This window comes from Mesorhizobium sp. M8A.F.Ca.ET.161.01.1.1 (assembly GCF_004792105.1).
Classification (GTDB): domain Bacteria; phylum Pseudomonadota; class Alphaproteobacteria; order Rhizobiales; family Rhizobiaceae; genus Mesorhizobium.
Genome location: NZ_SRTD01000011.1, coordinates 49,370 through 63,183 on the forward strand (window position 1 = coordinate 49,370; position 13,814 = coordinate 63,183).

General features: G+C 62.7%; 9 protein-coding genes. 7 read left to right on the forward strand and 2 right to left on the reverse strand.

The features are described 5' to 3' along the window. The 6 genes from EN804_RS24025 to EN804_RS24050 all read left to right on the forward strand — a co-directional run. Positions 1-2,839: type I secretion C-terminal target domain-containing protein (locus EN804_RS24025; protein ID WP_145972889.1), on the forward strand; the 2,839-nt coding region annotated here is incomplete at its 5' end. Positions 2,840-2,911: 72 nt separating this feature from the next. Continuing rightward, positions 2,912-3,280, forward strand: a complete 369-nt coding sequence (locus EN804_RS24030; protein ID WP_127873133.1) for a hypothetical protein — start codon at positions 2,912-2,914, stop codon at positions 3,278-3,280. Between the two features lie 29 nt (positions 3,281-3,309). Next, positions 3,310-4,509: a penicillin-binding protein activator gene (locus EN804_RS24035; protein ID WP_135921538.1), complete on the forward strand. Its 1,200-nt coding sequence runs from the start codon at positions 3,310-3,312 to the stop codon at positions 4,507-4,509. Continuing rightward, the gene (locus tag EN804_RS24040; RefSeq protein ID WP_246693482.1) at positions 4,469-5,218 is read left to right on the forward strand and encodes a thermonuclease family protein; all 750 of its coding nucleotides are present in this window, start codon (positions 4,469-4,471) and stop codon (positions 5,216-5,218) included. The genes EN804_RS24035 and EN804_RS24040 overlap by 41 nt, the downstream gene beginning before the upstream one ends. A 145-nt stretch (positions 5,219-5,363) precedes the next feature. Next, positions 5,364-6,119 (forward strand): GGDEF domain-containing protein, encoded by a 756-nt coding sequence (locus tag EN804_RS24045; RefSeq protein WP_135921539.1) that lies wholly within the window; start codon positions 5,364-5,366, stop codon positions 6,117-6,119. A 134-nt stretch (positions 6,120-6,253) separates the two neighbouring features. Beyond that, positions 6,254-7,126 (forward strand): phytanoyl-CoA dioxygenase family protein, encoded by an 873-nt coding sequence (locus EN804_RS24050; protein ID WP_189343688.1) that lies wholly within the window; start codon positions 6,254-6,256, stop codon positions 7,124-7,126. 89 nt (positions 7,127-7,215) lie between these two features. Here EN804_RS24050 and EN804_RS24055 read toward each other — a convergent pair whose 3' ends face one another. After that, positions 7,216-8,115, reverse strand: a complete 900-nt coding sequence (locus tag EN804_RS24055) for a LysR family transcriptional regulator (RefSeq protein WP_135921540.1) — start codon at positions 8,113-8,115, stop codon at positions 7,216-7,218. 125 nt (positions 8,116-8,240) lie between these two features. Between EN804_RS24055 and EN804_RS24060 the strand changes: the two genes are divergently transcribed. Further along, complete coding sequence (locus EN804_RS24060; protein WP_135921541.1) at positions 8,241-9,878, forward strand: ABC transporter substrate-binding protein; 1,638 nt, start codon at positions 8,241-8,243, stop codon at positions 9,876-9,878. A gap of 453 nt (positions 9,879-10,331) precedes the next feature. Here EN804_RS24060 and smc read toward each other — a convergent pair whose 3' ends face one another. Then, positions 10,332-13,790 carry a chromosome segregation protein SMC gene (gene smc / locus EN804_RS24065; protein WP_135921542.1) on the reverse strand — a complete coding sequence of 1,153 codons (3,459 nt, stop codon included), beginning with the start codon at positions 13,788-13,790 and terminating at the stop codon, positions 10,332-10,334. Positions 13,791-13,814: the final 24 nt, after the last annotated feature.

Consider the following 13,814-nt stretch of genomic DNA (forward strand, 5'->3'; position numbering starts at 1 on the left):
CGGCGTCGTCACCTACGGCTATACCTATACGCTGACCGGTCCGTTGACCCACACCGGCCAGGGCGAGGTCAACCCGCTCAGCGACACAATCACCATGGCGGTCACCGACGCCACCGGCGACAGCGATGCCACGCCGGCATCGATCGTCATCTCAATCGTCGACGACATCCCGGTGGTTCTCGACAAGACGGATCTCTACTTCGCCAACAGCGGGACCGTCAGTGGAACCGGTGTGTTTGACTACGCAATCGGGGCTGACGGACATACGACGTACAGCAATGTCAATTCTGACTTTGCCGCCATCACATTGGCCGGTACGGTGGCCGGGAACGCTATCACGTCGCCGACCGTGACCTGGGCTTCCGAGACCTCGACAACGGCCGTGTTCAATGTCAGCTTCGACTATCTCACGGGTGGAGCATCCACCCACGAGACGGGCACCATCACTTTCGACAAGGTGGCGGGAACTTATACCGTGGATCTAGCCGACCCGATTTCGGCGGTAACGATCAGCACGGTGAGCAATTCGTCGTCGATCACCGGTTATCACGAAGGAACCTCGACGGTCGACAATAGCCAGCCGGACGTGGCGGTAGCGCAAGTCAACACAAACCTGTTTATTCAGTTTACCGGTTACGCGGAACCAGGCAGTGGCACTGGAGCCGACAACCTGAAAGCGGGTTCAATCGACGCCAACCCGCTTACTTTTGTGGACGGAGAACTGATCACCCAAGCTCCATCCTATGTGTCGATCTCCGGTACGGCAAACGGTGTCGCCGGCGACACAATGGGTAAGGGTGAAGTCATGGATATGGACTTCTTTACCACGAATCCGACCGGGCTTACGAATTTGGCTCCCACTGCCCAAGTGGATTCGATGTTCCTGAAGTTCGATGGCATCGGGAACTCCGAAGACTTCATCGTCATTCTGAAACTCTACGATACGGTGGCCGGAACCTATACGACCAAGGCAATGTACGTCGAGAATGCCGATATCTTTAAGGGCCCAGGTTCTGGCCCAGGCATCTACTCGAGTGTGACGCTCGACAACAATGATGGGCTTTTGATCATCGAATCTAACGATTACAATACTGCTGGTCAGCACTATGTGTTGGTTGGCGCGCAAATCACGCCGACCGATGAAGGCATCACCGGCACGGCCATCAACCTCAACGGCGCCATCGGTGCCGGCGGAGCGAGTACTGGCACTCAAAACCTGAGTTCCGATAGCAATGATCTTGGGTTCAAGATTTCCGATATCGGTCTCGCCAGCACCACTACGACGGCACAAAATGCCGATCTGACCTTCAATGTCACAGTAAAAGACGCTGACGGCGATACCTCAACGGCACAGCAACTGGACGTTCACGTTGTCAACGGTGTTACGTATACGGGCACTGCGGATGCCGAAACCATGCAGGGTACAGCCAACGGCGACAAGTTGAGCGGCAGTGGGGGCAATGACATTCTTTTCGGAGGCGATGGAAATGACATCCTCGTTGGCGGGGTCGGCAACGACACTCTAACCGGCGGCACCGGTGTCGATCAGTTCCGGATGGCAACAAACACCGACACGGATACCATCAAGGACTTCGTGGCGGGCACCGACAAGATCGGTCTGCTGGACACGGGGGCGACCGGAAGCGGCAGCGTCAATTTCGTCAACACCATCGGAACTTCCGCCGGCACTGCTCTCAACGCCAGCGACTTTGCGAACAGAACCTCGATCTCCGCACTCACGGCTGGAGACTCTGCGCATGTCGTTAGAATCGACGCGGCACAGACCCCGGTGCAAATTGCGGCGGCAACAGCTGCAGCGGCAACCAACGCCTATGTCCTTGTCTTCAACTCGACCACGGGGCACGGCGAACTCTGGTTCGACACAAATTGGAGCGATGCTACTGGCCGTACCCAGGTCGCAACCTTCGAAAACATCACCACGCTTGGGCAGCTTACCACGCTTACCAGCACGGATTTTGTCGTCTACAACAGCGCTACCGATCCCATCATCCTCGACCTGAATCATGATGGGTTCGCCTTCTCCGACCTTAGCCACGGTGTCCAGTTCGACATCAACGGCGATGGGGCGAAGGACCAGGTTGCCTGGAACACATCCCATGATGGCATGCTGGCCGTCGACCTCAACCATGACGGCAAGATCGACGATGGCACGGAGCTGTTCACGCCGAACTTCAATGGCGGCCACTTCGCCAGCGGCGCGGCAGCACTGGCATCGCTCGACAGCAACCATGACGGCGTCATCGACCACAACGACGCGGCGTTCAGCAGCCTGCTGATCTGGCAGGACGCCAATGCCAACGGCATCAGCGACACCGGGGAATTGTCGCACCTCGCCGACAACGGTATTGTCTCCATCAGCACGGCAGCGAACGCGGCTGTCGGCGAAATCGACGGGCAGACCGTGACCGGCAACGGCACTTTCCAGATGGCCGACGGCACGAGCGGCAACTATGTCGAGGTGGAACTCGATACATCGCTGGTTGCCTCGACGCAGCCGTCGGTTGCCATGGACGGCACTTCGGGAGCCGACACGTTCAAGATCGACAATCTCAACATCAAGGATCTGATCGTCGACTACCATGGCGACGAAGGGGATAAGATCGACCTGACGGCGCTTTTCGACAAGGCGCCGGCTGGCAACATCGCCGACTATGTGCATTACAACAGCGCGACCAGCACAGTAAGCGTCGATACCAGCGGCTCGGGCAACGCGGCAAACTTCGTGGATGTGGCCGTACTGCAGAACGCACCCGCAGCCGGTACGATCAACATCCTCTATGACGACGCAACACATACGCAGCAGCATGTCACGATTTAACACTTCTGCGTGCTTGTGCTCCCATGCTATGCATTAGCGGAACATGAAATGGCAATTTGGAGAGGGGCTTACATGAAAATTCGTTCAAGATTGCTGGGCACGGCCGCGGCGCTGCTCTTGGCTGGATCCACCGGCTTTGCCGCCGACATCATCGAAGGTCCGACGGCCGACTATTGCCGCACCGTTGGAACCTCCAATCTCGTGCTGACCGAAAACACGGTCGACCTCACGAAACAGGTCGTGAAGCTGATGGATGAGTCGATCGCCGTCGCCAAGAGCCCGGAATGGATCAACTCGTCGCGGCCGGTCTTCGTCTGGGCATCGGAAGCCAAGGTCGCCTGCGGCATGGCTTACGGCTACCTGAAGACGAACTACAAGGACGAAGACACGCTCAACAAGTGCGAGTGTTTTCACGACCGTATGGTCGAGTACATGAACTGACCGCAACAGCGAGAGCGCGCCGGCAGAAAATGGTATCTGACCGGCAGGTCCACAGCTTGCGAACGTGCGTGGTCGCTTGCGCGCTGGCAATGTCGTTGCTCGGCTGCCAATCGAAAGGCGCGGTGTCAGACGCGCTCGACCCCGCTGCCATCCAGGCCCCCAATCAGCCGGCTGCTGTTGCTGTCGCCAACGCAAGCATGGCAACGCAGTCTCTCGGCACCGGCCCCACAAAAGTCGCCATGCTGCTGCCCCTCTCCGCCTCCGGATCCGCAGGCGAAAACGGCAGAAAGATGCTCGACGCCGCCAAGCTCGCGATGACGGATCTCGGCAACCCGCTGCTGACGCTTACCGTCGAGGATACGAAGGGAGACGCGACCTACTCGCAGCAACTGGCGGTAAAGGCCATAACTTCGGGAGCGAAAGTGGTCATCGGTCCGACCGAACTGCCGGCGGCCCAGCATGTCGCGAAACTGTCCGGCGCAAACCGGCCGGTGGTTCTGGCTCTTGCGGACAATTTTGCCGGTGGCCCGGGCGTCTATGCGGTATGTCTCAGCGAGGCAGACAGCGCCGCTGCAGGCGCCGGCGCGATTGCGGCCAAGGGCGGCAAGAAGTTCGTCCTGCTGGTGCCGGCGGGCGCGAGTGCCGACATCGTCGAAAAGCGGGTTGCCAACAGCCTCAGCGTGTACGGAGCCGCACTTGCGATCACCATACCCTATACGAGCGCCGACAGCGCGACAAAGGCGGTGACGGACATGGGCTCGCTGGTGGACGCCCCCGATGCAGTGGTCGTCGCCAGCGGCGACAGCAATCCGTCGCCAATCCTGATCGCCCTGAAGGCAAAAGGCATTCCTGGAAAATCGACCTCCGTGGTTGGCACGAACCGCTGGCTGGAGTACCCGGCCAATCCACTATTCGAAGGCGCCTACATCGCGACCCTCGACCAACACGAAACAGGCCCCATTTCGGATCGTTTCAAGACAACCTTCAACTACCAGGCCGACGTCAATGTCGCCTATGCCTATGACATGGTCGCCCTGACCGCGGGCATCGCGAGCGCTGCCGGACCGACCGGCTTCAACAGGCAGGTTTTCGAGAACCCGAACGGATTTCGCGGATCGACCGGCTTGTTCAGGTTCCGCGCGGATGGATCCAGCGAACGCTCGATGCCGTTTTACCGGATTGAAAAAGGTGCGCTCAAACTGGTTGCCAAATCGACGTCCAGCTTCTAGCGAATTGGGCGCGGGCGGTCCGGCGGGACAAGCGGGGCGCCTTCGCGTGATGATCGCGGTCGCAAGCCTCGAGCTTCTCGTCGGCATCCTGCTGCTGGTCAAGGCAGCGACCCTGTTCCCTGTCGAGCGGACCGTCACCGACCCGGCCCCGGACGTCAGCGCCGACGTCGCGCGGCACCCGGTTCGATCGATCGTCAATTCAGCCCGCAAGATTGCCGAGGATCTCATCGCACCGCCGCAGGTCGTGGGGTCAGAAGTGGAGCGGGTGGAACCTCGCTTGCCCCTTGGCGACCTCGGCCTCGCGTCACAACCCAAGCCATCGATGCCCAGGGATTGGCGGGAAACACCGCTGTATCATCCGGTGGCCACGTCCTCGGCTGGTTTCGACTCCATGGGGCGGAAACTGTTCATCAGCGGAACCCAGAGCGTCGAAGCCGACAGGATCTGCCTGTTTCACGAGAGTGCCTGGCCTTGTGGACAGCGGGCGCGTGCGGCTTTCAACAACTGGATGCGCGGGCGGGCGCTGAATTGTTTCGTGCCTCCGTCGGTCGACCGCTTCCCTGTCGCGGCGACATGCAGGCTGGGCAAACAGGATGTCGGAGCCTGGCTCGTGTCGAATGGCTGGGCGTTGGCCTTGCCGGGCGGTATCTATGGCAAGGCCGAAGCAACAGCCAGGACGGCGGAGATGGGAATCTTCGGCTCCCCATAGGCGGCAGCAACCGGAGTCGCCGCAAAGGCCGGCATCGCCTCCAGAAAGCTGAGCGATCTATCCCGACGCCTCAAATTGTATTGTTCTTTGAAACCGAAATCCTAACTTGCCGGTCTTATGCTTGGCGATCCAACGGAGATCGATCATGTCCAACGCAGCAGCTGATGTCCCGGCCCATCACGAATGGAGGAGAGTCGGCTGGTTGGCTTTCCTTGGAACCATCGGCAGCCTTTGCGTCTCCCTGAGCCTGAACTATCTGCTGTTGTTCAGCGAGACGCTGACGCCTTTCGGGCGCGGCATGATCACCGCAACGCTTTTGCCTTTGGTGATCTGCCTGCCGCTTTTTGTGTTCATAGGCCTGAAACTGGCAGAGATCCGTCGCTACCGGCGGGAACTCAACAGGGCCGCTACCTTCGATACGCTGACCGGTTGCCTGAACGGCAGGGTCTTCACGTCGCTGATCGAGAGACGGGCAATCAGGCCTTCCGTTCCAGGCGAGCGATCGGGCGCCTTCCTGGTCATTCATCCTGAGCATCTGAACGCCATCAACTTGCGCTTCGGCCTGAGTTGGGGCGATGAAGCCTTGCGTCTCATAGCCTCAACCATCCGGTCTTGCGTGCGCTCGCAAGACGTCATCGGCCGCATAGGCGCGTCGATGTTCGGCGTCTTCCTTCCCGGAACGAACGAGGCCGAAGCCAGGATGGTTGGCGAGCGTATCCGCGCCAGTGTCTCGCAGGTCTATTTTTCCCCTCAGGGCGCCGAGGAGATCCTGGCCGTGACCGTCGGAGGCGTGGTTTTCGAGGAGGACCTCGACTTCGAGGACATGTTCCGGCCGGCGGAAGAGAGCTTGTCGGGCAAAGGCGGTTTTGAACTGTCACGTATTCAACGCGCTTCAGCCTGACGCCCTCCAAGACCGGTTCAGTTTGCCGCGACTTTTGCGATTATCGGGAAAGTCGATGCCAAAATCCGTGGCTTATCGCCCGCGGTCCCTTCGCTACGATCCTTGGAGATCATCAGACAGGGATAGCCAAGGACATGCTGACGGACAAGCAGGCACGCGAGGCGGTGGAGCAGTACCGCGAGGAGGGATACGCGGTCGTTCGACAATTCGTCGACGGCGACGAGATGGTCCGCCTGAAGAAGGAAACGGATGCCGTCTACGCCGAAGGGCTCAAGCATCACGCTACTTTCCGGGACGGCAATCTCAACTTCCAGATCCTGCCCGAGTCGGATTTCGGCCAACGCTACGTGCTGCAGGCCTACTGGTTTTCCTGGATCAATTCCTATTTCGAGCAATTCCGGCGCAATCCCAATTACCTGAAACTGCTCGAAGGCTTGATCGGGCGTGACATCAAGCAAATCGCCCAGCAGCTGCATTGGAAGCCACCCGGGGCCAATGTCACTGGTTATCGCTTCCATCAGGATCTGCGCTTCCGCAACCAGGCCGCCTTCGACAATGTCGCCGATGCGACAGTGACGACGGGCCTCGCCGTCGACCGAGCGACGCTCGACAATGGCTGCCTTCAGGTCGTGCCTGGCAGTCACAAGCTCGGCTATCTCGGCCTGTCCGACGAAGGCAAGGGCGAGTTGATGAAGGGGCTGACCGCCGAGGAAGAATTGCGCAAGGTCGGCATCGACCCGGCGACGATCGTTCCATTGGTCCTGGAGCCTGGCGACCTCGCCATGTGGGGGCTGCTTACCGTGCATGGCTCCTCGCCCAACCTGTCGCAGCACGACCGGGCCTTTGCCCTGTCCAGCTATGTGCGGGCCGACTCGACCCAACGCGGCGAGTGGGCGTTCAAGGATGGTGCCTCGGTGGCGCTCGGCAAGACGCCGGCGCTCTGCAAATACGAGAAGCTCTTCGAGGAGCCGGGACCGATGTACGACACCACCGCCTGGTGGAAATGACACCGCCGAGTTTGCCGTTGGGGGCAAGGGGGGCCTGGCGTTCGCGCCGGGCCTTTGCTGGCGCCGACTGGCGATGCCCCTGCCGCGCCTCAGGCGGTAAAATCCGCCGACAGCTCACGGATCAGGAAATCGACGAAGGCGCGGACCTTGGCGGCGATATAGGTCCGGTGTGGGTAGAGGGCATAGATTGGGCTGGAATCCGGGCGAAACTCGTCGAGCCGTATCTCCAGCCGTCCATCGCGGATTGCCGCATCGACCAGGAGGCTCGGCAGGTTGCCGATGCCGAAGCCGGCGATCGTCATCTGATAGGCGGCCTCGACGCTGTTGGTCGAGATGCGCCCGCCGATCGGTGCGTCAAACGGCCCGTCAGGCCCTATGAAGGGCCACGTGCCGAGCCGCTTGGCGAAATTGCTCAAGACGCAGGAATGGCTTGCCAGTTGGTCCGGATGGGTCGGTCGGCCGTTTCTGTCCCAATAATCCGGCGTGGCGCAGACATAGTTGCGGACTTCGCCCAGGCGCCGCGCAATCAGAGCGGAATCGGCCTGGCCGCCGAAACGGATGGCAACATCATAACCCTCCTCGACGATGCCGACGACGTAGCGCGCTGTCAGATCGAATTCGATGGTGGTCAGCGGGTTCTCCTCGAGGAATTTCGGCACCAGCTTGGTGATGCGCGTGTGGCCAAGGACATTGGAGCAGGAAACCCGGATCAGGCCGCGCGTCTCCTTGTGCAGGCCGCGCGTCGAATCCTGCAGTTCCGAAATCTCGTCCAGCAGGCTGCGGGCCCGCGGTGCATAGTCGCGCCCGGCTTCGGTGAGGCTGAGGCGCCGGGTCGTGCGGTTGATGAGACGCACGCCAAGATCCTCTTCCAGCTCCTTGATCGTCCGGCTGACCGCCGTCGTCGACATGTTGAGATCGCGCGCCGCCGCCGAGAGGCTGCCCAGCAGGCAGACCCGGTCGAAGACCCGCATGGCCGTCAGAAGATTCATCCTGTTTCCCCCTCGCCGCATCGGCTCGGCCGCTCGCGGTTTCCAACAAAAGACCGTGCCCAGCGCTGTTGCGGCAAGGGCATTCCACCCGATTTGGACGTAAAATCAACAATGGGAGAAACGATATGACATCCAAGCCTCTTCATCCCGCGATCGACGCCTTTGCGCGGGGTGCCAAAAACGGCGCGCTCAGCCGCCGCGAATTCCTGGCGCTGGCCAGCGCCTTCGGCGCCAGCACGGCGGTCGCCTACGGGCTCATCGGCCAGCCGGTTCCGGCCCTGGCCGACGACGCGGCCCAACCCAGAAAGGGCGGAATCGTGCGCGTCGCCATGCAGGTGATGGAGATGGAGGATCCGCGCAGTTTCAAGGTTTCGCAGATGGGCAACATCGCCATGCAGTTTCTCGAGCCGCTGGTGCGCTGGAAGCCGGATTTCACCTTCGAGCCGGTGCTGCTGCAGGGCTGGGAAATCAATACGGATGCCACGGAATATGTGCTCAAGGTACGCCCTGGCGTGAAATGGTCGAATGGCGACGATTTCACCGCCGACGACGTCGCCTTCAACGTCACGCGCTGGTGTGAGAAGGGGGCCGCCGGCAATTCGATGGCCGGCCGCATGACGTCGCTTATCGATCCCGAAACCAAAGCCGCCCGCACCGGCGCCATCACGGTTCGTGACGACCACACAGTGGTGCTGAAACTGTCGCAACCCGATATCACCATAATTCCAGCGCTGACCGACTACCCGGCGCTGATCGTGCATCGCACGTTCAATCCGAAACAGGCAGCCCTGTCCGCCAACCCGATCTCCACAGGCCCCTTTGAGCTCAAGAAGCTCGATGTCGGCGTCGCGGCCTCCGTGCGCAGGCGGCCTGAAGGCTCCTGGTGGGGCGGCGAGGTGTTCCTGGATGGTATCGACTGGATCGACTACGGCACCGACTCGGCCGCCACCGTCTCCGCATTCGAATCCGGCGAGATCGATCTGAACGGCCAGACGCAATCCTATGACGTCGCCATGCTCGACGGACTGGGCCTGAAGAAGAGCGAGATCGTCACCGCCGCCACGATCGTCTCGCGCTGCAACGTCAACGCCAAGCCTTATGACGACAAGCGCGTGCGCAATGCCATCCAGCTTGCGGTCGACAACGAGGCGGTGCTGCAACTGGGCGCCAACGGCATGGGCATCGTGGCGCAGAACGATCACGTCGGCCCGATGCATCCCGAACATGCCGAACTGCCGCCGATCAAGCGGGATCCGGCCCGGGCGAAAGCATTGCTCGCGGAAGCCGGCCAGCTCGATTTCGAGTTCGACCTGATCTCGGTCGAAGCCGACTACCGCAAGGAAAGTTCCGACGTGGTTGCCCAGCAGATGCGCGACGCCGGCTTCAAGGTGAAGCGTACCGTCATCCCGGAATCGGCGTTCTGGAACGACTGGACGAAATATCCTTTCGCCACGACCAACTGGAATGCCCGCCCGCTCGGCATCCAGACCTATGCTCTCGCCTATCAGAGCGGCTCGGCATGGAACGAGACGGGTTTCGCCGATGCCGCGTTCGATGCCAAGGTTCACAAGGCCAACGCCATCGCCGATCCGGACCAGCGTCGGGCGGTGATGAAGGAATTGCAGGTGATGTTGCAGGAGTCCGGCATCATCGTTCAGCCTTACTGGCGAAAGCTGTTCTGCCATATGAAACCCGCCTTGATGGGCTATCAGATGCATCAGGCCTACGAGCAGGATTTCACCAAGGCCTGGCTCGCCGCCTGATTGCTCATCCGACGGGGCGGTGCATTCCACGGTGCCGCCCTGCCGTTTTTTCACTGCGTGCTTCGCCTCGTGGCGACACTGTCGAGGACCGACGAGGCGCAGTTCAGGTTTCGCTTCGGACACGTCGCACAGATGCGCCCGCACGTGCCTTGCCCCGGCATGTCCGCGCGTATCCGTGGCCGCGTCGCCAGGTCCGCCGGATCGTCAGGCATACGAAGAATCCCGGTGTCTGGGTCTGTCATCGTCAAGCCGCTCCAATTGATGGCGAGAGCTTATCCTTGCCGAAATGAAGCGAAACCCGCTTTGACGGACAACAACCTTCCCTAAAAACGGGAAAATTCGCCTCGCGCACCAGCGGCAGCAGCGCGAGGGTCAGGACGCGACGGGGGCGTCACGACAAAGGCGGTCCGGATGACGGCTGATTGAGTTCCTACGGCCGCGGCGCTGTCGGCGTCAGCTTGCCTCGCGCATCGCCTCCGCGGCCTGCAAGTCGACGGAGACCAACTGGCTGACGCCCTGCTCGGCCATGGTCACGCCAAACAGCCGGTCCATGCGCGCCATGGTGATGGGATTGTGGGTGATGATGACGAACCGTGTCTCGGTGGTCTTGGCCATCTCGTCCATGAGATTGCAGAAGCGCTCGACATTGTGATCGTCGAGCGGCGCGTCGACTTCGTCGAGCACGCAGATCGGCGCCGGATTGGTCAGGAACACCGCAAAGATCAGCGACATCGCCGTCAGCGCCTGCTCGCCGCCCGACAGCAGCGTCATGGTCTGCGGCTTCTTGCCGGGTGGGCGGGCAAGAATCTCCAGTCCCGCCTCCAGCGGATCCTCGGATTCGATCAGTTGCAATTCCGCCGTGCCGCCGCCGAACAGGTGTGAGAACAGCCGCTGGAAATGGCTGTTGACCACATCGAAGGCGGCCAGCAGCCGCTCGCGGCCTTCACGGTTGAGGCTCTGGATTGCTTGCCTGAGCTTGCGGATCGCTTCGATGATGTCTTCGCGCTCCGACACGATGGTCTCCAGGCGCTCGGAAAGCTCCTTCTGCTCTTCCTCGGCGCGCAAATTGACGGCGCCGAGCCGCTCGCGCTCGATTTTCAGCCGATCCAACTGGCGTTCGATCTCGGGCATCTCGGGCATCGGATCGTCGGCTTCCAGGCCGGTGTGGCGGATGACCAGATGCGGCGGCGTGTTCAGCGTTTCCTGGATGCGCGCCTCGACTTCCAGCCGGCGCTCGTCCGCCGCCGTCAGCCGTTCCTCGGCGCGGGCGCGGGTTTCGCGCGCTTCGGCCAGCGACTGGATGGCTGATGTGGCCGCCTTGTCCAGTTCGGCCTGCCTGTTCTCCGCCTCCTGCAGACGGTCGGCGGCCGCCTTGCGCAAAGTCTCGGCCTCGGTGAGTTGCGACAGCAATGCACGGCGCTTGGCGTCGATCTCGTCGGGCGCATCGGCCAGCCGTTCGCGCTCGGCCTCGGCCTCCGCCTTGCGTTCGCCGAGCGAGGCGATCTGGGTCGAGGCGTTTTCAGCACGCGCCAGCCAGTTGCCGCGCTCGGCGCCGATGGCATCCAGACGCCGAGTGCGTGCCTCGGCTTCGCGCCGCAAGCCTTCATGGACGGCGCGCGCGTCGGCCAGTGCGGCGCGGTCGCGAGAGACATTGGCCGAGGATTGTTCGAGCTGCAATTGCAGGTCGCCGAGATCCGGCGCGTCCTGCAACAACATCTCGGCCTCGACGAAAGCCGCCGACGTCTCCTCGTGGCTGTCGACTATGCGGGCACGCGCCTCGTCCAGCGCGGCACGCCGGCTCGACAGCTCACCGCCGGCCTTTTCCGCCTCGGCCAGCGCATTGCGAGCGGCATCCAACCGATGCTGGGCCTCGCGTCCGGCCTGGCGCGTGGTCCGCTCCGCTTCGCTTGCCTGGCGGAGGGCCTGCTCGGCCTGTGCCAGCGCCTCCTCGGCCTGGCGCAGGACGAGCGTCGCCTGCACCGCTTCGGCATCGAGTTCGGCAAGCCGGTTCTTCTGCGCCAGCCTTTGTGCCGCGGCGGTCGGTGCATCGGCGCTGGCGGTCAGGCCGTCCCAGCGCCACAGCGCGCCCTCACGACTGACCAGGCGCTGGCCGGGAGCCAGAAGCCCCTGCAACCGGCGGCCGTCAGCGGCCTCGACGATGCCGATCTGCGCCAGGCGGCGGGCAAGCTGTGCCGGCGCGCGAACCATGCTGGCAAGGCTCCTGATCCCTTCCGGAAGCGCGGCGTCGCCGGGCTGGATTTCGCTTTCGCCCCAATGCGCCGGCGCGTTGCGGTCGAGCGGCACGTCGAGATCTTCGCCCAGGGCCGCCCCAAGAGCCGTCTCGAAGCCGCGCTCGACGCTGATCTGCTCCAGCACGGAAGGGAAGAGATCGCCGCTGGCCGCGTTCAGGATCTTGGCCAGCGTACGCGCTTCGGTCTCGATCCGCGCCAGTTCCGCCCTGGCGTCCTGAAGCGGCGGACGCGCGGCACTTTCGGCGCCACGAGCGTCGATGACCGACTGCTCGGCCTGCTCCGCCGCGGCCTCCGACTCTTCCAGCAACGCCAGCGCCTGTTCGACCAGGATCTGTTTCTCGGCCGGGTCCGGCAGGCCGGCCACCTTGGCGAGGATGTCCGACAATTCGCGGTCGACATCGGCGAGTTGGCGGGCGAAGCGATCGCGCCGCTCGGCGGTTTCGCGCAAAGTGCGTTCGATCTGATGGCGCGAGGCGGCAGCCTCCGCGCGCTCGGCGGTCAGCGCGGCGAGCTTGGCTTCGCTTTGCGCCAGCGTCGAGGCGGCCTGTTCGAATGCCGCGCGGGTGGTGGCCTCGCGCTCCGCGGCACCAGCGTTTTCGGAGTTCAGCGCGGCCTCTTCCGCGCGCAGGCGCTCGAGAACGTCGGCGTTGTCGCGCACCATCCGCTCTTCGCGGGCGATGTCGCCGTCGAGCTGCTGCAACCGGCGCTCGAGTTCGGCCTGACGGGTGCGGATGCGGCCGGCTTCCTCCTCGATCTGCGACCTGGCGATCGACAGCCGCTGGAAGGCGGCTGCGGCCGCGGCTTCCGCGTCGCGCAGGTCAGGCAAGCGATGGGCGGAGATGCCCTGCTCCTTGGCCGCGTTCATCTGCGTGGCGGCGCGGTCGCCAACGAGCGCCGTGGCCGTAGCCAGCGCCGAACGCGCCTCGCCTTCCTGCGTCTTGGCCAGCGTCCAGCGCAGGTGCAAGAGCGTTGCTTCGGCCTTGCGGATGTCGGCGGACAGGTTCTTGAAGCGCGAAGCCTGGCGCGCCTGGCGCTTCAGGCTTTCGATCTGGCTTTCCAGTTCGCCGACGACGTCGTCCAGGCGTTCGAGATTCTGTTCGGCGGCCTTCAGCCTCAGTTCCGCCTCGTGGCGGCGGGTGTGCAAGCCGGAAATGCCGGCCGCCTCTTCGAGCAGGGCGCGACGGGCCTGCGGCTTGGCCTGGATCAGTTCGCCGATACGGCCTTGCCCGACCATCGAAGGCGAGCGTGCACCGGTCGACTGATCGGCGAACAGAAGCTGCACGTCCTTGGCGCGTGCTTCCTTGCCGTTGATGCGGTAGAGGGAGCCCGCCTCGCGCTCGATGCGGCGCGACACCTGCAGCTCGTCGGCATCATTGAAGGCGGATGGTGCCGAGCGGTCGCTGTTGTCGAGGAAAAGCGTGACTTCGGCGGTGTTTCGGGCGGGACGCGTGCCCGAGCCGGAAAAGATCACGTCGTCCATGCCGGACGCGCGCATGTTCTTGTAGGAGCTTTCGCCCATCACCCAGCGCAGCGCCTCGACGAGGTTCGACTTGCCGCACCCGTTCGGCCCGACAATGCCGGTCAGGCCGCGTTCGATGACGAACTCGCCGGGTTCCACGAAGGACTTGAAACCAAGAAGGCGGAGGCGCGAAAACTTCATTCACGCGCCTCATACACCGGTTGC

Coding starts and splice junctions, on each gene's coding strand:
- EN804_RS24050 (WP_189343688.1), top strand. CDS start 6,254: ATGCTGACGGACAAGCAGGCACGCGAGGCGGTGGAGCAGTACCGCGAG.
- EN804_RS24060 (WP_135921541.1), top strand. CDS start 8,241: ATGACATCCAAGCCTCTTCATCCCGCGATCGACGCCTTTGCGCGGGGT.
- EN804_RS24030 (WP_127873133.1), top strand. CDS start 2,912: ATGAAAATTCGTTCAAGATTGCTGGGCACGGCCGCGGCGCTGCTCTTG.
- EN804_RS24055 (WP_135921540.1), bottom strand. CDS start 8,115: ATGAATCTTCTGACGGCCATGCGGGTCTTCGACCGGGTCTGCCTGCTG.
- EN804_RS24035 (WP_135921538.1), top strand. CDS start 3,310: ATGGTATCTGACCGGCAGGTCCACAGCTTGCGAACGTGCGTGGTCGCT.
- EN804_RS24045 (WP_135921539.1), top strand. CDS start 5,364: ATGTCCAACGCAGCAGCTGATGTCCCGGCCCATCACGAATGGAGGAGA.
- smc (WP_135921542.1), bottom strand. CDS start 13,790: ATGAAGTTTTCGCGCCTCCGCCTTCTTGGTTTCAAGTCCTTCGTGGAA.